We start from the raw sequence: 21685 nt of genomic DNA on the forward strand, positions 1-21685 counted from the left end.
TGAGTGGAGTTACCATCGGCTTCGCAAAGAAATAACCGGTCGGGAACTCACAGGAATATTTCGGTAGCTACTGTTTAGTAATCCGGGTTCTGTCGAGGATTTGACCGGCAAACTCTCGCAACTCTTCTGCGGTGCTTGTCTCGTCTCGTTGGATGACTCGGCAGCACGCTTTTCGGGATCCTCAAGGCGAGCTCGGCTCATCTTTGGCGAAAACGATGGCACGCGGATCAACGATCGTCTCGGGTGCAAACTCTGACGAGGGCTGGTTCCTCAAGAGCCGGGGAGGCGGCGACGGACAGGATCCGATCACGCTCATTCACGATCCGGATTTTGATGTCAGGCTCGAGAACCTCGTCACGTCGAACTCCAAATAGGACGACGCTTGGCCGCGGGATTGTGGCCCTGAACAATACCTGTTTCCTCCACAACCCGGTTCGGGTGAGACACTGAAAGCGTCGCACTGGCTGTAACGCTTCGTCAGTGAGGTGTGGGTCAGAGATGATGATGAGACAGGCAAGCACTTAGCATGCTCCTCCAAGGACCCAGCTTCTTGAGGCAGCCGCAAATATTAATGGTAATGTCGCTGCTGATGCGTAGTCTTTAAAGACCAAACACTAAGAATCGTAGAGAAGAACGTCGGAGTGGGCATCGGTATGTCGGCTCGATAACTCAGGACGTAGAATCAAGCGCCTAACGCCAAGACGCCTGGAACCAGCCATTTACTTGCGAATTGATTCGGCCGGTTGCGCTAACTGATTCTTCCTAAACGAGTTTTCCAACGGAGAATTCATTTATTGTGAATGGATTCTTGCGCTCCGACTCCACAGCCGTCTCAGAATCGGTCATTTCTCGTAACTGTCACAAGTGCGATGGGGTGGAGTGCCATGCCTGACGTGAAAGGGATCGAGCGTGTTCAGCGCCTCCGGAAAGCTCGCCGTGAGCGGGGTGACCGGGAGATGAATGTCTGGGTTCCTCAACTGATCGGGGCGGCAATCGACCATGCTGTCGAGAGCGGCCGGTTTAGGACGCGTCAAGACGCCATCAACCACGCTCTTGAGACCACCTTTGTTCGGAAGGAGCCAAACACGGTGATGTAACCCAGGCAAAGCAAAAGGCCCACGAAGCTGGAAACTTCGAGGGCCTTTGGAGACCCACCGAGGGTGGGCGTAAGTGAATTCTGAACACATTCCTTATGCCATCCCGACAAGCTGACTGTCAAGAGCATCGGTTTCGGTGAACGCTCTCGCTTTGCCCTCAACATGGAGGGTACGATGCAGGTGGCATCGTCTGGAGGCCGGCGGCTGAGACATGCCGCTCTGGCCGCAAGGAAGCTTGCGCTCGAGGCCGGGCGCACGGTGACGCGTAAAGAACTATCCACGGCAGCCCGGGACGCCGGCAAGGCCCTCGACCTGAGGCCGGCCCAGCGGGCGGTGCTGTCGGAACTGGTCGCCTGCTGGGGCGAGCAGGAGTGGGAGCGCCTGCTGGTGTGGCCATCGAATGACTATCTCATGACCCGCACCGGCCTGACCGAGCGGGCGATCCGGCGCATCCTGCGCCAGCTGGTCGATCGGCAACTGCTCGCGCCCAAGGACTCGCCCAACGGCAAGCGCTATGCCGTCAAGGACCTGGCCGGGCAGGTGGTCGACGCCTTCGGCTTCGATCTGACCCCGATCTATGCCCGGCGCGGTGACTGGGCGGTGATGCTGCTGGAGCAGAAACAGCTGCGCGAGGTGCAGAAACGGGCGTTCGACGAGGTCACGATCTGCCGGCGGGCGACCGAGGAAGCCCTGAGGGCGCTGGCGCAGCACTTCCCGGACATCGACCGCAGTGAGCTCGAGGCCCGGCTGAAGACCCTCCAGGCCCGCACACCGACCCGCTCGCAGGTGACCCTGCCGGCCGATCTCCTGGACGCCTGGCAGCTGTTGGGAACCGATACCGAAGAGACCTTCTATGAAGCGGGCAATGCCGGACTCGGAGTCCGCCACTTAGAAACAGACAACGGTTCTCCTAGTGAGACTTGTAACAAAGGCTTTCCGAAGAAAGCTGAGGCGGTTCTTCATATCGAACAAACCGCACAGCACCTATCACCGGAATTGATCCTTGAGGCTTGCCCCACCCTGAACGACTACCCCCAACCCGTTGAGGACTTGGCTGGCCTCGTGGCGGCCGGCCGCTATCTGCGGGCCTCGCTGGGGGCGAACGAAAGCGCCTGGAACGAAGCCGTGGCCGAGATCGGCCTGGTGCGGGCCGCGGTGACAGTGATCTACGTGCTGCAGCTCTACGACGACGACGTCTCGCGCGGCGAGGGCCGGATCAAGAACCCGGGCGGGTACTTCCGGGCCATGGCGCGCCTGGTCAAAGCCGGCCGGATCGATCTGAGTGTCGAGCTTTTGGCCATGCGGCGGCGCAGGATGTCATAAGGGGAGAGGGATCATGCGCGCTCCGACAACTGGCTTGTGCTGAGTTTCCGGTGGGCAGGGTTGGAATATGCAGTTCGCTCATCATAGGAGAGCTGTAGGGGTGGGACGGAGAAACGAAGAGGCAAAAGCATGGTGTTGATTTCAACCGTCGTGGGCGGGCTCGTCCTTTACGTGATCTTCGAGCGGTACCTGAAGAAGGCTCTGCATCGGACCCGGGTCGAGCACAAGGCCATTGAGACCGGCACCCTGATCACCGCCATTGTCGCCGCGGGGTTGGCGGCCGGCAGCTTGGCCTACACATTGACGTCGATCGGTGCTCTCGAGGAGCGTGTCATGGCACTCGAAAAGGCTGCCCGGAATCTGCCTCCGGGGAGACAGTAAAGACGCGGATGAGGGTAGGGGAGAAGGCCCGTGTCGAGCTACGATGACATATCGATCGCAGGTGCATCACTGATGTGAATCGTTGCAGCCCAAAGGATTCAAGACATTGATTGGACCTCGGCACATGGCTTGCGCAACATGGATGCATGTCCCAAGACACAATCCAGTATCTGGTGCTCGACCGATGCGATCCCAGCTGCAACATGGCCCGCTACTATGTGCTGTCGATCGAGCCTAGTCTGTTAGGGGATGCCGCCCTGATTGGTGAGTAGGGCCGCATTGGCCGACCAGGCCAGCGCAGGGTTGAGCTCTACGACAACCGGTCATGCGCCGTGGAAGCCCCTGAGACCTGGCTCCAGCGAAAGCGGCGCCGTGGCTATCTCCTGCGAAGTGGGTAGGGACACAAGGACAGGGAAGTCTGGATCCGTCTCAGCGTAGGATCTTGAGCAGCTCTTCGACGGCTTCAGCCTCCTTGAGACTGCCTCTCTCGTATTGGCGCAGCACGTCCCTGATTTGGGCTCGCTTTGAACGTGAGCGGCCAGCTTGTTCATCATGGGCAGTTGCTTGCCGCTGGATGACTGGCGGCAATTCTGCCTTGCGGAAGTAGGTCTGAGCTTTTTGCAGCAGTCTCATGGTCAGCATTCGTCGTAGAGGCCTCTGAATGATCGATATGTGAGCTCTTGAGGCCTGTTCATCGCTTCCTATCCATTGCAACCGGCATGATTGAGAAAGACAGACTTTGGTAGAAAGCTTAGGAGCGGGGGGAGGGGGAAAGGGGGGAAAGCCGTACTTCGATCTTTGCTACAATGTGAGCAGAGCTTCGACAGTGCTCTGCGGCTGACAGGGTCAGGCGGGTGCTAAGAGGATGACCACGAATGGACGAGAGTTTCTCGCCGACCATTTTCCTTTATGGCATGGCCCTCGTGCTCGCCGTGGGAAACATTTTCGCTGGTGAACTCTCCTGAAATTAATGCCAGCGCTCGTTGGCCATAACTTTATGCCTATAGGTACGCATGCATTCGCGACTTGAACCATTCCACTCAAGATAACTAGTTGACGACAGCTTCGGCCTCGATCTCAACCGCGTAGTCTCCTACCAAACGTGAGATCTCAAGCAGCGTATTCGCAGGTCGCACTGCTCCAAAGTAGCGGCCATGCACCCGAGAAACGGGCTCCCAGTCGTCTGCATTGTTTAGATAGATACGTGTTCGGATAGTGTCTGCGAGCGTTCCTCCCAAGGAGGCGATGCTCGCTGCGATCTTATCCAGAATGTAGACCGCCTGCCCTTGGGCATCGCCTGGGCAGATGATCTCGCCTGAGCCGTGGGTAGCCGTAGTTCCACTGACAAGGATGCGATTGCCGATCCGGACCGCACGGCTGTAGCCACAGATGGGCTCCCAGACGCTGCCAGAGTCAATGCGTAGGCGGTCGGGCCGCCCATCGATTGGGACTGCGTCGAACACCGGTGGAAAGCTCTCAAGGTGATGGCTGAGATCGCCCGACGCTGTGAGAAATGGTGGGCGACGGTACTCGTCACCGCAATCCCCTGGAATACGCTGGGTGGAAGCCAACGCCTCGTCGATGCGTTGCTTGTCATCTTCGTCCAATGAGAACGAAAACAGGGCCGCATTGTCCGCCCGGTGCTCACGCTCCCCGAGCCGGGCCCCGACAATGACAGCCGCAACGGCCGGCTGTTCGAGCACCCAACGTGTGGCTACATTTGCGACAGACACTCCATGCTTACGAGCAACGTTGTGCAAGGCGGCTAGGATCGACTGGAGAGCAGACCATCCTCCAATCGTGTCAACGAAGCGCTTGTATTTCGACTTGCTCCAATCCTTGATGGAGGTCGGCTCCGGCGCACCCGTCCACCGGTCCGTCAGGAAGCCGCCTCCGAGTGTACCATAGGCCAGCAGGCGCACGCCCGTGGCGAGACAAAACGCGCTCATGTCCTCCCCGGCGCGGCGATCGAGCAGGGAGAACGAAACCTGGTTCGACACGATCGGAAAGCCGTGCTTCACCAAGAGGCGCAGGTGGCCGGTATCGAAGTTCGTTACGCCGAGATGGAGGATACGTCCTTCCTGCTGCAGCGCGGCGAGCTCCCTCATGGCATCGATATAGCCGGGGTGCTCGAACATCCACCAGTGGAACTGCAGCAGATCTATGGTTTCGACACCAAGGCGCTCCAGACGCTCGGCGATGCCAGCCCGGACGACGTCTGCGAACATCGGTCCCGGCGAGGGACACCACTTCGTGAAGGCAGTCGGACGCTGCCCCTCGGCTCCAGCCCGCATGTTCAGAAAACGACCAGTGATCAGCTCTGCACTGCCGTAATGGTCTGCCATATCGAAACTGTCAAAGCCCGCGCGGGCGTAGTCGGCCATTGCGGCTGCTGCAGCGTCACGATCCAAGAGGTGGCCATCCCGCTCCATGTCGGCCACCTGCCACAGGCCTGTGACCATGCGGCTGATCTCGAGCCCAGGTGCGAGCAGTGTCCGGTCGGGACGAATGGACATGGCAATCTCCGGCAAAAAAGCGAAGGCTCCGCGCCAAGCGCGGAGCCTGAGTCAATGATCAGCAGGGTCTAGCGTGATGGGATCTTAGCCTTGATAGCATTGACCTCATCGACGCCCATCTGGCCAATGGTCGTGACCTCGCCGTTCTGGATCCGCCACAGCCGGAAGGGGCCGCTAATATCGCCGTACTGATCGAAGGTCACAGGCCCAATGACGCCCTCGTAGTGCACCGGCTTGCCTTCTTTGATGAGCCGGAGCGCCTTCTTGAAGCCCTCAGGACCGGCATGGATCACTTCGCCGTCGCTCCCGGTGACCTTGCGGATTGCGTCTCGGATGGCTGCCGCCTCGAACTTGCCGGCCTGAGCCACCGCAAGGCCGAGGATTGCCGCCGCATCATAAGCTCGGTCAGCGGCAGGGGCATTGGCATCAAAGCCGCCGGACATCGCCGGATAGGCCTTCGTGAAGTGCTCAGTCGAAGGGGTCTTGATAGTACCCGACGAGGTTCCAAAGGCGTCATTTAGATAACGAGGTCCAACGTCGCGGATGAAGTCGGCACTGTTCATGCCATCATTCAGGAGAAACTTCGGGGCGCCACCCTGTGAGATCCAGGTGCGTGCGATCGATGTGCCGTCGCCTGGATAGGAGACGAGGTAAAGGGCGGGTGGATCTCCGTCGAGAGCGCGAGTGACCTCCGGCGCATAGGACGCCTGGCCCTGGTTGTAGGGCGTCGTGGATGTGATCTGGCCCCCGAGCGCCTCGTAGGCACGCTTGAACTCCGCGACCATGTTCACGCCGAAGTCATTGTTGACGTGAATGATCGCAATCTTCTTCAGGCCTTGATCCATTGCGTACTTCGCAGCCGCCGTGCCTTGGAGCGCATCCGAGGTGATGGTGCGGAAGAAAATGCCGTTGGTCTTCCCCTCTTGTGCAATCCGCGTGAGCGTTGGCGACGAGGAGGCGGGCGAGATTTGAACCACATTAGCCGGCGCTGTCACCGACGTCAGAACGGGGAGCGATACCGAGGAGATGATGCCGCCGATGATAGCCGGCACGCGCTTGAGATCGACGAGTTGCCGGGCTTGGTCGACCGCGACGGAGCCTTGGCTCTGCGAGTCCCGAAGGTCCGCAGCGAGCTGGCATCCAGCCGCGCCGCCCGCCTCGTTGATCTCCTTGAAGGCCAGCTCGATGGATTTGGCCGCAGCCTGGCCGAAGCGTCCGGCCGGACCGGTCAGCTCCACGACAACGCCGACCGTATGTGTACAGGGCTGCTGTGCGGATGCCGGCAGTGGTGCGAGAGCCATCGCCAGGGTGGCAGCTGAAACAATGGATGCAAAGTGCACGGTGAACACTCTCCCTGATCTGGTCCGCCGAAGGTAGCTCTGGTGTCACTTGCCCCTCCCGGCCGGCAGGCAGTGTTCCGCCTTGGCGGCCGTTTGGCAAGCGGGGCGGCCTGGGATAGTCTCAAGAGTCCGGGCTGATCCAGGTCTCGTGCAGGGCGAGCCATCGCATACCCTCCTCTGCCAAGGCCTCGAATACGGCGGTCGATCGGCGGCGGGTGACGACGCTGCCCGCTGCTTGCTCCTCGATATAGCGGAGAATGATGAGCGGCGGCCGCAGGAGCAGGAGTTCGGGCTCGACAACGGCAATGTGGAACGGGTCCTGCTTCCCTTTGGTGCCGTGGGCTCCTCGTAACCACCCAATCACGTCCGGCCGCTGGAGCCTGGCTCCACTCGGAGACACCATGGTGAACTCTTCACCCAGAGCGTTCTCCAGACGAGAGAATACGGCATGCGTGTTCTCGACCGTTCCGCAGAGCCAAGTCTCGAAGAAGGCATGCAGGTCGACCACCTCCTGCAGTGCGGCCCGGCCGAGTGCATGGTCGAGCCCCATGAGGGTCAGGCCTCGTTGAGATTATAATGCATGATGCGACCGTGCCGGCCCTCCCGGTCACGCTCGAGCGTGTAGGTATCCCCCTCAGGGCCGGTCTTGAGTGCGAGGACCCTGTTGATGGCGGTCCGGTCCTCCTCATCGAGGGTGAGCCGAAACACATTGAGATTATCGGGCAGGTGCTCGGCGTAGCGGGCGCCGATGATAGCGCCTGCCACCGCGGGCCGGTCCAAGACCCACCGGGTGACCACCGCCGTTAGGCTGACCCCGTGCTTGCGCCCGATCTCCCGCAGGGTGGCGAGCAGGTTCTGGAACAAGGACCAGCCGCCAAAATCGTCGACGATGAGCTTGTACTTAACAAGCGAACGATTAGCGAAGGGCTCCTGGGGCTCCGGGACGCCGAGCCACCGCTCCGACAGAAAACCACCCGCCACCGTACCATAACACAGAAGCTTCATGCCGCGCTCCTGACACAGCGCAACAAGGCCGTTCTCGGGCCTCTGGTCCAGAAGCGAGTACTGGACCTGCATGGACACGAGCGGCACCCCTGCGTCGAGCAGGGCTCGCGTGTGGGGGGTATCGAAGTTGGTACCGCCAATCTGGTGGATCTTTCCCTCGTCCTGGAGTTCCTTGAGGATGAGTGCGGTCTCGACAGCGCCCGGGACGGCGTAATTCCACCAGTGGAACTGCACCAGATCGAGACGCTCCATCCTGAGCCGCCGGAGTGAGCGGTCGATGATCTCGCGCACGTACGTACGGTCGACGCGGGAGAGGGCATCCCAGTCCGGCACGAACTTCGTGTGCACCTTGAAGTTCTTCAGCGCTTCGGAGCCGCGTTCGGCGAGCATGCGATCGCGGAAATGCCCGATCATCTCTTCGACGCCGGTGTAGATGTCGGCGCAGTCGAAGGTCGTGATGCCCCCATCTACAAAGGCAGACATATCGGCGATCGCCCGCTCGGCCTCGATGGCATCATGCCCGCCGGCAAGCTGCCAGCCCCCACGCAGCATGCGAGAGATTCGGTAGCCCGGAGCGAGATCAATCGTTTCGACGGTCATGTCAGGCCTTCGCATCGGGCAAGGGTACGGCCGTAACCTCCGAGTGGCGGAACACGCGCTTCGCCATCCGGCTGATCCGGAGCCGGCTCGGACAATTGGGGTCCGGGCAGGCGACCTCGGCATCGGTGGACATCCAGTCGTTCGGATGAGTGACGCGTTGTTTCGCGGGGAGGAGCGGCAGCAGCGCAGCGAGCGAATAGATCGAGAAGCCCTGGCCTGGGGGGAGGTGAAGCATCTCCCCCTTGAGCTCGAAATAGTCGCCGGGCTTGGCCCCACAATACAATGTGGCACCCTCCGGAGCGACAACCTCGACCCGCAGGTCGTAGAGATCGAAGAAATCATCCGACACGGGACAACGTCCATTGCCTGTTGCACGTGCGCATTGTCATGACGCAAAATTGCCGCCCTCGCAACACGGCCCGGCCGGTGACTTCATTCCGCTCATGCTGACAGCCCAATCGATCACCAAGACCTTCGGCGGCAACCGCGCCGTCGACGCGGTGTCCTTCACGATCGAGAAGGGGACGATCACGGGCCTCATCGGGCCGAACGGGGCCGGCAAGACGACCCTCTTCAACTGCCTGGCGGGCTTGTTTCCCCCGACGTCCGGGTTGCTCAGCCTCGACGGGGAGAGGATCGACGGGCTTGCGCCGGATCAGATCTTCGCCCAGGGCCTCGCCCGGACGTTCCAGATCCCAAGACCCTTTCCCGAGATGACGGTGCTGGAGAACGTCATGGTGGCACCCCTGCACCAGCGCGGTGAGAGGTTCTGGGCTAACTGGCTCACGCCGGGCCACGTAGCCGCCGAGGAACGGGCGTTGGCGGCCGCAGCCCGACACTGGATCGACTTCGTGGGCCTGTCGCATCTCGCTCAGCAGCCGGCGCGCATCTTGTCCGGCGGACAGCGCAAGCTCCTGGAGCTCGCCCGGGTTCTCGTGGCCAAGCCGCGCCTGATCCTGCTCGACGAGCCCGGAGCCGGGGTCAATCCCGTGCTGCTCGATGCGATCGTCGACCGGATCGTGGCCCTCAACCGGCAGGGCATCACGTTCCTGATCATCGAGCACAACATGGATCTGGTGATGAGTTTGTGCCGTCCCATCATGGTGATGGCGCAGGGGCGCCTTCTGATGTCCGGGACGGCGCAGGAGGTGCGTGACGATCCGAGGGTGGTCGAGGCCTATCTCGGCGGAGCCCCGGCGTGACGGCTCTCCGGGTCGAGACCCTGGAGGCCGGCTATGAGCCAGGGCTCCCGATCGTGCGCGGCGCGTCACTGTCGGTCGAGCCGAACGAGATCGTTGCCATCCTCGGACCGAACGGCGCTGGCAAGTCGACCCTGATCAAAGCCATCGCCGGGCTGGTGCCGATCTCCGCTGGAAGGATCTTCCTGCACGATCGCGAGATCACGGGGCGCGCGGCTCATCGATTAGCCCATGAAGGTCTTGGATTCGTGCCACAGACCGAGAATGTGTTCGTGAACCTCTCGATCGAGGACAATCTCGATCTCGCCGCCTCGATCCTGAAGGTGCCCAAGAAGCAGCGGCTCCACGATCTCTATGCCTTGTTCCCGGACCTCGCACGCCAGCGGCGACTCTTGGCGGGGCATCTCTCGGGGGGGCAGCGCCAGATGCTCGCGGTCGCCCGGGCGCTGGTCGGCGCGCCTAAGGTCCTGATGCTGGACGAACCCTCGGCGGGGCTTTCGCCGAAGCTCGTGGGTATCGTCTTCGAGAAGCTCAGGGAAGTTCGCGCCACCGGCGTCACGGTTGTGCTGGTGGAGCAGAACGTGAAGGCAGCGCTCGCCATCGCCGATCGCGCCGCAGTCCTGGTCGAGGGAAGCACTCGGATCGTCGGCGCCGCGCGCGACCTCTCGGACGATCCGCAGGTCGCCGCACTCTATCTCGGACAGCATCGAGGAGGCATCTAGTGTTGCAGCTCATGGCTGACGGCTTCGTCATCGGCTCGGTCGTTGCGCTCGGAGCGATCGGCGTGACGCTGGTCTATTCCATCCTGCGCTTTGCGAACTTCGCCCATGGCGAGCTTCTGACCTGGGGCGCCTATTTCGCTTGGACGACGCTCCTTGGTATGGCGGCTGTCTGGGGGCCCATGGAGCCCCTCGGCCCGTTCTCGTTCGGCTGGGCGCTCCTCACCGCGCTGGTCGTCGCCGCGATCGCAACTGCGGCGCTGGCGCTGCTGGTTGATCGGCTCCTGTTCCGTCAGCTGCGGCGGCACGGGAGCGCGATCACGCTGATCATGGCGAGCTTCGGGGCCGCTCTCGTGCTGCGCAACCTGCTCCAGTTCATCTATGGGGCGGTCCCGGAATACTACAGCCGTGAGATCCAGGTCGCCATCCGGCTGGTTCCGAGGGACGTCTTGGGCGGGTTGCGGATCACCCCGGATCAGCTCTTTGTCCTTGGTCTGACGGCCGTTTCGGTCATCGGGCTCCATCTCTTCCTCACGCGCACGACCCTCGGCAAGGCAATGCGGGCAGTCTCGATCAATCCGCAACTTGCCCGGGTAACCGGGATCGACGTTGACCGCGTGATCCGCGCCACCTGGATCATCGGTGCCGTTCTCGCGGCCGTGGCCGGGGTGTTCTCGGGCCTCACCGTCCAGCTGCGGCCGCAACTCGGCCTCGACCTTTTGCTTCCGCTCTTCGCTGCGGCGATTCTCGGGGGAATCGGCAGCGTCTACGGGGCGGTCGCGGGCGGCCTCATCGTCGGCCTCGCGGAAAGCCTGTCGGTGCCGCTCGTCGGGGCTGAATACCGAGCGGCCACCGCCTTCGTGGTGCTCATCGCCATCTTGCTTGTCCGCCCCACCGGTCTCTTCGGCGAGAGGACGTGATGCCCGATCTGCTCGGTCTGCTCTCATACGGCACCTTCTTTCTCGTCTTTGCCACGATTTTTGGGCTGGTGGTGCTCGGCCTCAACCTGCAATGGGGCTTCACGGGCCTGTTCAATGTCGGCGTGGCGGGCTTTGTTGCGATTGGGGCCTACACGTCGGCGCTCCTAACAGCGCCGGACTACCCAGATCAGATCGGCGGCTTGGACTTGCCCATTCCCCTCGGTTGGATCGGCGCGATGGCGACATCTGGGCTTGCAGCCTTCGTCGTTGGGGTGGCAGCACTGCGGCTGCGGCACGACTATCTGGCCATCACCACATTCGGTATTGCTGTTACCCTGCAACTGATCGCGTTGAATGCCCAGGGCCTGACGGGCGGGCCGTTCGGGCTGCAGTTCATCCCGAAGCCGTTCGCCGACATCATCGCGGATAACCTCGCCTGGAACCTGACCTACTTGGTGATAGCCGCGACATTGCTTGGTCTCAGCTATGTTGCCCTGGAACGCTTGGTGCGCAGCCCCTGGGGTCGCGTTCTGCGAGCGATCCGCGAGGACGAGACGGCGGCCGCGTCCCTTGGGAAGCGGGCCTTCCGGTTTCGTCTGCAAGCCTTTGTGATCGGCTGCATGCTCATGGGGCTTGGCGGGGCGCTTTACGCGCACTTTGTCGGCTACATTGCTCCGGAGGATTTTCTGCCGATCCTTACGTTTCAGATGTGGACCATGCTGATTGTGGGCGGCTCGGGCAACAATCTCGGGGCTATCCTTGGAGCCTTCGTGGTATGGGCCTTATGGACCCTGTCCGGGAATGTGCTTCGTGAGTTGGTGCCGGCTGAGTATCTGGCCAGGGCAGCAACCCTGCAGGTCGTTCTTATCGGGCTGCTTCTGGTGCTCATTCTTTTGGTACGGCCGCGCGGTCTCCTCGGCGAGGAGACCGTGGTTTCACGGCACATGAAGGACTCAGCTGGCGAAGTTCGGGAGGAATAAGGCTGCCGAGGCGAGCTGGCCTGGTCGCAGTTCGCCGAAGGTGCTCGACGGTGATCCAACAAGCGGCAGGCTGACCTATTAGCACCAGAAGGGCGTTGGTGCAGGGATCGTGAATTTTGCGGATTATGGTCTTTGATGCCGTCGTTTATGAGATGGTTCCTATGCGACGGACGGATTTCGGGCGTGCGCATGCCAGCATGCGGTTGAGGACGGTGCAGCCGAGGGCGACCTCTGTCTGCTGGGCGCCGAACGACCGCGCCCTCAACCGTCTCCCGATGATGGCCTTGTCTCGGCCGATTGCACTCTCGACCAGAGACCGTGTGCCGTAACCCGTGACGGCTTGCCATGTCATCCGGCCGTCGGTGACGATCGCCGCGATATGGCGGTCCCGCTGGCTGGGCGGTTCGATCCTCGACCGATCGACGGCGTTGGCGCGCGGCGGAATGACGACCGCCGCATTGGCGCTGTGGCTGGTGACGGCGTCGTAGGCCGGTTTGCCGTCATAGGCGCCATCGGCGGTGAACTGGCCGATCGGGAGGTCGATCTGGTCGAGCAGCGGCTCCACCTGTGTGGCGTCGCCGGTGTCCTGATCGGTCATGATATGGGCGATGATCTCGCCGCTGTCGGCAGCCAGCGCCAGATGCAGCTTGCGCCATCCCCTCCGCGACCTGGCGCCGTGCTTTTCCTCCCGCCATGGGCCGGCGCCGTAGACTTGGAGCCCGGTGCTGTCGCTGAGGATGTGAACAGGCCCTTCTCCTGGAATCCGGTGACCCTGCCGTCCTTCAGGTGATTGCCAGGTCCATGCTCGCCGGCGGAGGGTGGTGTGATCAGGCACGGCGAGATCCAATCCCATCAACTCAAGCACCGATGCCAGCAAGCCCTCCGTCTGGCGCAGCCGCAGGCCGAACACCAGGCCAACGGTCAGGGCCGTTTCGATCGCCAGATCGGAATCGCGCGGCTGCCCGCCGCGCGTCGTCCGCTTCGCCGCTTGCCACAGCGACAGCGCCTCGGGCGCGATCCACAGCGTCAGGCTGCCCCGCCGGCGAAGACCTGCCTCATATTCCGCCCAATTCGCCACCTTGAACGTCATCGTGCCGATACGATGGCGGCAGGCAGCATTGTGTTTGAAAGGCATGGCGGCGACCAACAAGCTATTTCGATGACCGCTCGACTACACAAGCACCGCTAACGATTCATGCACCAACGCCGTCCGGTTCGCGAAAGTCAATCAAGGCGCGAACTTCTCTAGGAACATCGCGGCTGTCGCACCGACGAGAATGGCGATCAGGAGTACAAGGCGAACGGTGATCGCCCGCTGCCGCTCCGCTTCGATGAGGTACGGGTTATGCTCGGGACGTTCGCTCATGATCGAGCTTAACAGTATTACGTGGCCTTCAGCCCGGCAAGCGTCCGGCTTGGGCCGAAATCGCCCGGTACAGTGCAGGTGAAAATGTGGGGTACGATGTGGGGCGCAGTCGCGCCTCGGCCCTGAAAGCCAAGTAAAATAAGGAATTTCAGAGGAGATCTGGCGGAGAGGGAGATTCGAACTCCCGAGACGGTTACCCATGTGCCGTATATCGAGCGCGGTATCCTGACCAGAGACAGGATGGGGGCAAGGTCAGGAGGCAATATCAGGGAATCCGTTGCAGTTTATTGGAACGATTATCGGATCCTGAAAAGGCGGAAAACCTGCCCACATAGCCCTCAGCACACCTTCGGCGCTCGATGAGGAGCGCGGCGGCTTCGGGCCTGCTTCGCTTCGCTCCGGGCGCTACTGCCGTTTGACGCACCTGGACAGCTTTCGCGGGGGGCCGAGCCTCCCCGTTCACAAAGCCGCCGCCGTCGCCGGCGCCGTCGTTCACAGATCCATGCTTTGGAGGAGGGGAGAGAGGCGCGCGGCCCTCTCTCCCCACGCAACAAAATCCGGTCTCGCCGTCCTTTAGGGCAAGGCCCTGCCAGGACCCCTGACGCGGCGCGGGCGTGAGGGAGGGCAGTTCCACGAGCTCGAAGCACCGGTTCTTAGCGAAAGACCGAAGAACCGGTGGTTCATTCTCAGGCTGCCATATCCTGCGGCCAGATACGGACCGTCGGTAGGCCTTGGCTGAACTTCACATAGCCATGTCCCTGGCTTAAGGCCGAAATCTGCTCCGGCATCACGGCCCGCTTGGTGCGGTGCTGCACGATCTCGGTCTCGCTGTTGTTTTTGGTCGAGGCGAAGGAGGTTGGATTGTCCCTGGTCTGCGTACCACGTTGCAGACGGGTTTCCTCGACCTCCACGTCGCCGAGCGTCTTTGAGGACCACTCGGCGAGCCGGTGATCGGAGGCGCGCATGATGACCCGGTTACTCAAGGAGGCCGGCACCGTATCGGCTCCAGCCTCGCCATAGAGCTCGACCAGTTGCGTGCGGCTCTGGACGCCGACCAGGATGCGCACGCCCTTCTTCCGTAGGCGCGAGACCGCATCGCGGAAGCGGCCCAGCGCTCCGAGCGCATCCATCTCGTCGATGATGATCCAGACCGGCGGGGCGTCGTCGGGCCGTTCTAGGCCGGCCGTCACCAGGATGTCGGCCCAGGTGGCGAGCAAAGTCTTATGGGCTGCGATGTTGGTCGCGTCATACGGCAGCCAGAGCCAGCGCGTGTCCTCGGCCATGAAGCGTCGGAGCGAGAAATCTCCGCCCTTCATATATTTCCAGCCGGAGACGAAGGGCACCAGAGTTGAACGCACTGAGGCGAGGAACGCCTTATTGTCGTCGCTGCAATGGGCGGCTGCCGCCGTGCCTTCGAGAGCGATTGCGAGCTCGTGGCGGTCGGCCACCGTGCACAGGCGCAGCAGTTCGGCATTGGAGGATTGCGCCCCGACATTGTGCCCGAGATTGGCGAGCAGATCGCGGGCGAAGTTGCGCCAATCGGCGCTCGCCCCGAAGCCCTCCGGCACGACCGACGCGGCGAGCAATTCCCAATCGTGTGGCGCGCGCACCTCGTTGCGCAAATCCCAGCCTGGCGAGCCACCCTCGGCTGGGGACAGCGAGATAGCTTTGACGTCTGGAAACTGGCTTCGGAACTCGCCGCCGTTGTCAAAGCAGATCACTCGGTCGCCGCGCTTTGCGAGGTCGTGCAGGGTCTGCGCGATGAGGAAGGATTTGCCCGACCCGGAGGAGCCGGTGATGAGGGTATGTTCGGTCTCGACCTTGCGCGGCATCGGCAACCCGCCGACACGCACCATCCCCTGCTCATGAGCGGCGGCGACGATCTTGCGCCACGGTTTTTTGGCGAGGCGGGTCACCTTGCGGAACGACATGGCCTCAGGCGACTGGTAGGAGATCAGGGCTGCGGCTCCGAAGGCCATGTCGTCGACGACGAGCGCGCCGCGCAGACGGCGTTCGGAATAGCGCGCTTTGTCCTTGAACAGGCCGAGACGGCCCAGACCATAGATCACGCCGACGATGAGCATCACTTCGAGCACGCCCGCGCCGATGATCGCGCCCTTGATCGGAGCGTTGAAGCCGACCTTGCCCACCATCCCATAGGACCAGTTGATTGTAGCCATAGGGTTGTGGATCAGAGCTGGGATCGCCTGCCACCGCCAGAGAGCGATATCGTAGGCGACGGCGAAGAGCGCGAAGTAGAGGTAAGCGAGCACGAGCACCGCAATGATGAGGCCGGCGAACGCCAGCAAGGCAAAGAAGCCGTCTCCTGAAGATCTCTCGTCTGACATGCTCAGCCTCCGATCTCGGCGAGCAGATCGGCCATGACGGCGCGGTCGCGGTCATTGAGGTAGTCAAACAGCGATTCCCGCAGCAGAGCGGCCAGGCGCGGATCGCCCTTAGCGTGCAGCACCCAGCCCCCCAGGATCACCTTCTGCTGGGTTTCAATCTTGCGGCGCTTCTCGGCAAGCGCCGCGGTCTTCTGGGCCAGGCGCAGTTCGGCCAGATCGAGCGAGAGGCGGCGCAGGCGCAGCTTCTCAGCCGGTGTTGCAGTCTTGGCCTTCGACTTGTCGCGCAGCATCTCGATCTCGGCGAGAATGCCGACGGATGGATCAGCCGTCTTTGCCGCCCCGTCGGGAGCAGCGTTGTTCACTTCGATACTCATCGTTTGTTGTCAGTCCCCTTTGAAAGACGGGGAGGCTGATATTGACGCCGGCTAAGCTTGGCAATAGGGTCTCGAGAGAATTTCAGACTCGAGAGAATTTCAGACTCGAGAGAATTTCAGACTCGAGAGAATTTCAGACTCGAGAGAATTTCAGACTCGAGAGAATTTCAGACTCGAGAGAATTTCAGACTCGAGAGAATTTCAGACGCAATATACAAAATGCTTGTGCATTTTGTGCGCTCTCCGAGGGGTATGACATCCCGCATGGCCATCGAGTTTGCCTCCGTCGCGATTGTACGCGCCGGCTCCGGCTCTGCCGTGGGCCTGTCGCATTACATCGATCGGTCGAATGGGCGCGACCGTGTCAACGGCGCGAGCTATTGCTTCGATGGCAAGGATGTCGACGTGCTCGAGCGGGGCCTGATTGTGCCCGAGACTGCGCCGGACTGGGCGCTCGACACGAATGCGTTGTGGAACGCCGCGACGGAGCGCGAATTGGTGCGCGACCGCAAGACCGGCGAGCTGCGGTTTTCGCGCCACGGCGCGCCGCAGGTGGCCAAGTCCTATGTCCTCGCGCTGCCGAAGGAATTGTCGGCCGAGGATAACCGCGCGCTGCTGCAAGCCTGGCTCGATCGGAAATTCACGCAAGCCGGTGTCGCGGTACAGTGGGCGATCCACCGCGACCATGGCGAGAACGGCAACGTGCACGCGCATGTTCTGGTCTCAACGCGCCGGCTTGGACCGGACGGATTTGGGGCGAAGGCGCGCGAGCTCAATCCACAGTTTGCGCGCGCGCCTGGGTTTCAAAAAGGCTTTATTGCCGAGACCGGCGCGCTAACGCGGGAATGGCGGTCATTCCAGGACGAATTCTTTCGATCGCGCGGGCTTGAATTGACTGTCGATCCGTCACGGATGACACCGCAACTGCACCTCGGGGCGGCGTTTAGAACCGAGACCTCGGCTCTGCACGAGGCCAACGCGGCCCGGGCGGAAAAGGAGCGGGAAAACGCGCGCCGGCCGGAGCGGGTTTTGGCCCACCTGACCGCCCGCGCCGCCACGTTCACGGCGCGCGATCTCGACACATATCTGGCGAAGTCCAGCCTGCCGGCTCAGGAGATCGAAACGGCACGTGCCGCGGTACTCTGCCACGCCGATCTGGTGCGTGTCGAGGAGCGACAATCAGGACGCGACGGACAGGTGCTGGTCATTGAGCGCTTCACCACCAAAATGGTGCTGGAACAGGAGCGCGGCATCCTGGCCGATTCCGGTGCGCTCGCACGGCAATCCGCACATCCGGTCAGCGCGTGGGCGGTGCGGGCCGCGCGGTCGTCACGGACGCTCGATGGCGAGCAGGAGCGGGCGCTGGTTTACGCGACGCAAGGGCAGGGGCTTGCCGTGATCCGAGGCCGGGCTGGCACGGGCAAATCCTATACCATGGCGGCGATCCGGGAGGCGCATGAGGGCAGTGGCTATCGGGTGATCGGGCTTGCTCCCACCAACACGGTCGCGGCCGATATGCGCAAGGACGGTTTTGGTGAGGGCCGCACGGTGGCAAGCGAGATGCTGCGCCAGGAGCGCGGCCGTGAGGCCTGGGACACCCGCACGGTGGTGATCGTGGATGAAATGGGTATGCTCTCGCACCGGGATATGGAGCGGATGCTGTCGCATGCGCGCGAGACCGGAGCGAAGGTAATCGGGCTCGGCGACGAACGGCAACTGGCGAGCGTGGAGCGCGGCGGGATGTTCGCGCTGGTGGCGGAGGAGGCGAGGGCGGTCGAGCTGACCCAGGTGCGGCGGCAGCGGGACAAGTGGCAGCGCCAGGCGAGTGCCGCGGCGGCGCGGGGCGATCTGACGGCGACAGTGCGCGCCTACAGCGAGCATGGGGCGGTGCACTGGTCCTCCGATCTGGTCAAGGCGCGCGCGGATCTGGTCCGCGATTGGACGGAGGCCGTGCGCGCGCAAGGAGCTACCCAGCCGCTGCCCTTTGTCTACGCTGCGACCAATGACGCGGTGGACGCGCTGAACCGAGACCTGCGCCAAGCCCGCATCGCTCTCGGCCAGATCGACGAAGAGGCCGGACGCACCTTTGCGACGGAGAAGGACGAACGGCAGCTGGAGACAGTTGTCAGCCCGGGCGATCGGGTCACGTTCCATGCCACCGTGCGTGACCGGGCGACAAAACTCGAGTTGCGCAATGGTGAGAGTGGAGTCGTGACCCGCATCCAGGACAACCGGCTCACGGTCCGCCTCGACGGCGGACGGGTCGTGACCTTTGACGCCACAAAACACCGCGGCTGGGGGCTGGGCTATGCCGGAACGGTATATAAGGGGCAGGGCAAGACGCAACGGCAGGTCATGACCCTGTACGACCACGCTCATGCCTGGCGGCGGGAGGCGAGCTATGTGGCGCTGACCCGGCACGCGCAGGATCTGAAGGTCTATGCCAGCCAGGATTTGGCGCGGGACGAGATGGCGTTGGGGCGGCAGATGGAGCGCGGCGGCGGCAAGGCCGCCGCCATGTCCTACGACCTGGCCCGGACGCCACAAGCAGCACGGGACCGAGAGCTCTCACTGGAGAGAGCGCGGGAGCCGGTCACAAACGAGAATCGGCAGCGGCTGATGGAGGAAGCGCGGATGAGAGCTCAGGGCGAGGCCAGCCGAACGATGACGGCCGAGGAGCGCCGGGCGCAGATGGACGGGGTCCGCGCGCGCAGTAGCGGGGAGCGGGCCTGGAGCGCTGGAGGGAAGAGCGGCAAGCGCGCATGGCCCAGGCGCGCCAGGAGCAGGAAGCACGCCAACAGGCTGCCCGCGAGCAAAGCCGGAGCCAGGAGGCCGATCGTGTGCCCGCGCGGGACCGCAGCCGTGAGGACGATCACCAATTGAAGCGGTGACGAGTAGACCTGACCCAAGATGTGATCCCTACTCGCCTCCGCTTCTCACAAATCATGGGGCTGCTCTGTCTTTCCTGCCCATGCAAGTGTGACAGACAAATAGGTTCTTCATGTCCATCGTCGATCGGCATCATGTTTCAATCCGGCTGAGGCGGTTTTCGATGCCACTGACGACGGAGGATACAAGTTGCTCTGGAAATCCCAATGGAAGCGACTGCACGACACGTTCGACGGCACCCGGGACAGTCGATCGAAGGTCGTCCAGGATCGGCTGCACGACGGGTACGCCGATGCCAGCCTTCTCTGCTGTCTGCAGAAAATGGCGGGGCATGATGTCGTCAATCCTATAGTGGCGCTTATCGCCTGCAGACATCGCGAGCTTCATCTGCTTGTGCTGGATCTGGCCGGCATCAAGGCTCGGCTGCGCCGAAAGGACATCATAGAGGGGCGTCAGCCGAAAGCGCCCACCGGGATTGAGAAAAATGCTGAAGTTCTTGGCGTGACCGTCCGTGGCGCCGAGGAGCCAGAACACAATCGCCGCGCGGAGAAATGTCGCTTGATCCGCTTCAGGGTCATCGCTCCCTTTCAGCAGATTCAGAATGTCCCGAATACCAGGGCCGCCCTCTGCCTGGTATTTTAAGGTCGGTGGGACCGAGAGCGCCTGACAGCAATCTTCCTGCGGAAGGCGCAGGAGGCGGCGATCGCGTGTCCAGCGGCGGTCGAACCGCTCGACGATGAGCGCGCGTTTCCCGGCGAAGTCGCTTATTTTGACGTTCGCGCTCGGAATGCCGAGTTCGGCAGTCAGTTTCAAGCACAGGTATTCGTTCTCGATGCTGTCGGATAGGTCAATCCCATTGGGGATCCTTCCGATCTGCGGTTTCAGAATGTGCGTGGTTGCCGTTGTGCCGTGTGGTTTGCACCATGTGCCCGCCCAGAACAGGAGAGCCGTTTTCTCCTGCGCTCCGGCAATCGAAATCCGAAAATCCTGATCGGGATCCAGTCCGAGCGGGGCGGAAGCGAGATTGTTCAGCAGCCGTGCGATCTCGTCGTCGTCGACGGGTGTGCCATCGATTGTGCCGGCTGGATCCGGATCCTGCCCATCGGGAAGGAACTGCAGGGCACCAACACAATCCCGTCCGACGGCAGTTAAAAGACTGTAAGCGTCGGCGCCGTCGGCGCCGACGCGCTCAGCGACGCGCCGACGGATGGACGCGCTGTCAGGCAGCAGGTTGTCGAAGACGGCGACAACCGGAGCGCCGACAAAACGGTCCTCCCGCAGAGGCAGGGAGAGGGACACTGGAAAGGCATATTCCCAATCGAGCCATGAGGAATCGTACTGGAAGTCGATCGCGCCGCTTGGCTCCCGGTTCAGTCGTCCAACGAAGCGACTGTTGAGGAAGACATTCAAAGGGACATGCTTGCGGCGGCGAGCCATCAGAAGATGTCCTCGATCTCGCTTGCCGAGGCGGCTGTCCGGGGGCGGAGGACAAGCTCCAGGTTTAGAGCGGCCAACACGTCGTACAGTGTGCCAATTTGTGTACCTGGCTCTCCGGCCTCAACCGTCGAGATAGTCGCTTGGCGCAGTTTTGTTCTTGCCCCGAGATCGGTTTGATTCAGGCCAAGTTTTCGACGGTGTCGGCGCAAAGCTTCGCCTAGCTGCTTGGGGGTACGAATAATTTGCTCCATGAAGTCCTCCTCCGTTCTGTCTATTATACGGAGAAAGGTATAAAACTTCAATATACGCTTTAGCGTATTTGTCCAAGTTAATCGCTTAAGGGTATAAAAACGAGGTATACTCTATAAGGTATAAAATGGACGTTCGAAGCTGTGGGGAATACCGCTCGGCATTTGGGTTGCAGGGCTCACAGGCCGGATCACCCAGTCGAATGCACCAGAGCGTTATCTACCTAACAAGGCGGGCTACTAAAGCGCTTTTGAGATCAGTGTAGGGCATAGCCGGCGTGCCTGATCCAGCCTTTGGCATCGTTTGCGGTGATGGTGTCGAGGGCTGGTTTGAGTTCCGCCTCCAGGGCTTCGAGAGTGCGTGCGGCTTTCGCCTTGAGCCGCTCTTTCACCTTGGCCCAGGCCTGCTCGATCGGGTTGAACTCGGGCGAATAGCGGGGCAGGTACAACAGCCCGATCCCGGCTCGGGCGAGAAGCTCAATGACTTCGGTGGCATGGTGCGGGCGCAGGTTGTCCATCACCGGAATCGCATCCGGCTTCACCTGCCGGAGTTTGGGCACCAGCACCTGCTCGAGATAGCCCAGCAGCACGGAGGTCGAGGTCGACGCCTCAATGCTCATCGTCGCGATCAGGCCCTCACACGCGAGGGCTCCTAACACCGTCAGCCGCTGCCAGGAGCCAAGGGGAATGGCCCCATAGGCGCGTTGCCCTTGCGGCGCTCGCGCATGGGTGCGGGCCATCTTGGTGGTGACGCCGCTTTCATCCAGGAACACCAAGCGTTCCACAGGAAGCGCGCTCATCTGCTGGCAATACGCCTCGCGCTCGGCGGCAACCTCGGGCCGCTCCTGCTCGGCCGCCCGAAGGGTCTTTTTTTCGGCCGCAGCTTGAGCCGCTTCAGCGCCTCGCAGATCACCGCCAGACACACCGTCACGCCGGTGCGCTC

24 protein-coding genes are annotated in these 21685 nt (G+C 62.1%); 11 read left to right on the forward strand and 13 right to left on the reverse strand.

The features are described 5' to 3' along the window. Positions 1-215 precede the first annotated feature (215 nt). From ACS5Q1_RS36805 to ACS5Q1_RS36830, 6 genes are all read left to right on the forward strand, one after another. On the forward strand, positions 216-374 hold the full coding sequence (locus ACS5Q1_RS36805; RefSeq protein WP_473102893.1) for a hypothetical protein: 159 nt from the start codon (positions 216-218) through the stop codon (positions 372-374). A gap of 510 nt (positions 375-884) precedes the next feature. Next, positions 885-1097: a hypothetical protein gene (locus ACS5Q1_RS36810; RefSeq protein ID WP_473102895.1), complete on the forward strand. Its 213-nt coding sequence runs from the start codon at positions 885-887 to the stop codon at positions 1095-1097. Between the two features lie 174 nt (positions 1098-1271). Then, positions 1272-2420, forward strand: a complete 1149-nt coding sequence (gene repC / locus ACS5Q1_RS36815; protein WP_473102896.1) for a plasmid replication protein RepC — start codon at positions 1272-1274, stop codon at positions 2418-2420. A 129-nt stretch (positions 2421-2549) separates the two neighbouring features. Continuing rightward, positions 2550-2801: a hypothetical protein gene (locus tag ACS5Q1_RS36820; RefSeq protein ID WP_473102897.1), complete on the forward strand. Its 252-nt coding sequence runs from the start codon at positions 2550-2552 to the stop codon at positions 2799-2801. A gap of 146 nt (positions 2802-2947) precedes the next feature. After that, the gene (locus ACS5Q1_RS36825) at positions 2948-3073 is read left to right on the forward strand and encodes a hypothetical protein (RefSeq protein ID WP_473102898.1); all 126 of its coding nucleotides are present in this window, start codon (positions 2948-2950) and stop codon (positions 3071-3073) included. A gap of 6 nt (positions 3074-3079) precedes the next feature. Further along, positions 3080-3199 carry a hypothetical protein gene (locus ACS5Q1_RS36830; RefSeq protein WP_473102914.1) on the forward strand — a complete coding sequence of 40 codons (120 nt, stop codon included), beginning with the start codon at positions 3080-3082 and terminating at the stop codon, positions 3197-3199. A 31-nt stretch (positions 3200-3230) separates the two neighbouring features. Here the strand turns inward: ACS5Q1_RS36830 and ACS5Q1_RS36835 are convergent, their stop codons facing one another. From ACS5Q1_RS36835 to ACS5Q1_RS36860, 6 genes are all read right to left on the reverse strand, one after another. Next, positions 3231-3434, reverse strand: a complete 204-nt coding sequence (locus ACS5Q1_RS36835) for a hypothetical protein (RefSeq protein WP_473102899.1) — start codon at positions 3432-3434, stop codon at positions 3231-3233. Between the two features lie 416 nt (positions 3435-3850). Next, on the reverse strand, positions 3851-5317 hold the full coding sequence (locus ACS5Q1_RS36840; protein WP_473102900.1) for an aldo/keto reductase: 1467 nt from the start codon (positions 5315-5317) through the stop codon (positions 3851-3853). A 68-nt stretch (positions 5318-5385) separates the two neighbouring features. Then, entirely contained in the window at positions 5386-6618 is a 1233-nt protein-coding gene (locus ACS5Q1_RS36845; RefSeq protein WP_473102915.1) for an ABC transporter substrate-binding protein, read from the reverse strand. A gap of 160 nt (positions 6619-6778) precedes the next feature. Further along, positions 6779-7207: a hypothetical protein gene (locus ACS5Q1_RS36850; RefSeq protein ID WP_473102901.1), complete on the reverse strand. Its 429-nt coding sequence runs from the start codon at positions 7205-7207 to the stop codon at positions 6779-6781. Between the two features lie 5 nt (positions 7208-7212). After that, complete coding sequence (locus tag ACS5Q1_RS36855; RefSeq protein WP_473102902.1) at positions 7213-8262, reverse strand: aldo/keto reductase; 1050 nt, start codon at positions 8260-8262, stop codon at positions 7213-7215. Position 8263: 1 nt separating this feature from the next. Beyond that, positions 8264-8611: a TIGR04076 family protein gene (locus ACS5Q1_RS36860; protein WP_203446382.1), complete on the reverse strand. Its 348-nt coding sequence runs from the start codon at positions 8609-8611 to the stop codon at positions 8264-8266. A 49-nt stretch (positions 8612-8660) separates the two neighbouring features. Here ACS5Q1_RS36860 and ACS5Q1_RS36865 point away from each other — a divergent pair, with 49 nt between their 5' ends. The 4 genes from ACS5Q1_RS36865 to ACS5Q1_RS36880 are packed head-to-tail and all read left to right on the forward strand — an operon-like array spanning position 8661 to position 12080. Next, positions 8661-9464 carry an ABC transporter ATP-binding protein gene (locus ACS5Q1_RS36865; protein WP_473102903.1) on the forward strand — a complete coding sequence of 268 codons (804 nt, stop codon included), beginning with the start codon at positions 8661-8663 and terminating at the stop codon, positions 9462-9464. After that, on the forward strand, positions 9461-10183 hold the full coding sequence (locus ACS5Q1_RS36870) for an ABC transporter ATP-binding protein (protein WP_473102904.1): 723 nt from the start codon (positions 9461-9463) through the stop codon (positions 10181-10183). The genes ACS5Q1_RS36865 and ACS5Q1_RS36870 overlap by 4 nt, the downstream gene beginning before the upstream one ends. Positions 10184-10194: 11 nt before the next feature. Further along, complete coding sequence (locus ACS5Q1_RS36875; protein ID WP_473102916.1) at positions 10195-11100, forward strand: branched-chain amino acid ABC transporter permease; 906 nt, start codon at positions 10195-10197, stop codon at positions 11098-11100. Further along, a complete protein-coding gene (locus ACS5Q1_RS36880; RefSeq protein ID WP_473102905.1) occupies positions 11100-12080 on the forward strand; it encodes a branched-chain amino acid ABC transporter permease in 981 nt (326 codons plus the stop codon). The genes ACS5Q1_RS36875 and ACS5Q1_RS36880 overlap by 1 nt, the downstream gene beginning before the upstream one ends. A 145-nt stretch (positions 12081-12225) precedes the next feature. Here the strand turns inward: ACS5Q1_RS36880 and ACS5Q1_RS36885 are convergent, their stop codons facing one another. The 4 genes from ACS5Q1_RS36885 to ACS5Q1_RS36900 form a co-directional block, all read right to left on the reverse strand. Then, entirely contained in the window at positions 12226-13215 is a 990-nt protein-coding gene (locus ACS5Q1_RS36885) for an IS5 family transposase (protein WP_473102906.1), read from the reverse strand. A 93-nt stretch (positions 13216-13308) separates the two neighbouring features. After that, complete coding sequence (locus ACS5Q1_RS36890; protein WP_473102907.1) at positions 13309-13446, reverse strand: hypothetical protein; 138 nt, start codon at positions 13444-13446, stop codon at positions 13309-13311. 686 nt (positions 13447-14132) lie between these two features. Then, a complete protein-coding gene (locus ACS5Q1_RS36895) occupies positions 14133-15794 on the reverse strand; it encodes a type IV secretion system DNA-binding domain-containing protein (RefSeq protein ID WP_473102908.1) in 1662 nt (553 codons plus the stop codon). Between the two features lie 2 nt (positions 15795-15796). Continuing rightward, a complete protein-coding gene (locus ACS5Q1_RS36900) occupies positions 15797-16168 on the reverse strand; it encodes a hypothetical protein (protein ID WP_473102909.1) in 372 nt (123 codons plus the stop codon). Positions 16169-16432: 264 nt separating this feature from the next. On the opposite strand from ACS5Q1_RS36900, the gene ACS5Q1_RS36905 reads away from it, so the two are divergent. Then, complete coding sequence (locus ACS5Q1_RS36905; protein ID WP_473102910.1) at positions 16433-19051, forward strand: AAA family ATPase; 2619 nt, start codon at positions 16433-16435, stop codon at positions 19049-19051. A 138-nt stretch (positions 19052-19189) separates the two neighbouring features. Here the strand turns inward: ACS5Q1_RS36905 and ACS5Q1_RS36910 are convergent, their stop codons facing one another. The 3 genes from ACS5Q1_RS36910 to ACS5Q1_RS36920 all read right to left on the reverse strand — a co-directional run. Next, entirely contained in the window at positions 19190-20494 is a 1305-nt protein-coding gene (locus tag ACS5Q1_RS36910) for a type II toxin-antitoxin system HipA family toxin (protein ID WP_473102911.1), read from the reverse strand. Beyond that, positions 20494-20745 (reverse strand): helix-turn-helix domain-containing protein, encoded by a 252-nt coding sequence (locus ACS5Q1_RS36915; RefSeq protein ID WP_473102912.1) that lies wholly within the window; start codon positions 20743-20745, stop codon positions 20494-20496. The genes ACS5Q1_RS36910 and ACS5Q1_RS36915 overlap by 1 nt, the downstream gene beginning before the upstream one ends. 254 nt (positions 20746-20999) lie before the next feature. Continuing rightward, the coding region (locus ACS5Q1_RS36920) for an IS630 family transposase (protein WP_473102913.1) at positions 21000-21685 on the reverse strand (686 nt) is incomplete at its 5' end.

The organism is Microvirga sp. GN3 (assembly GCF_055792825.1).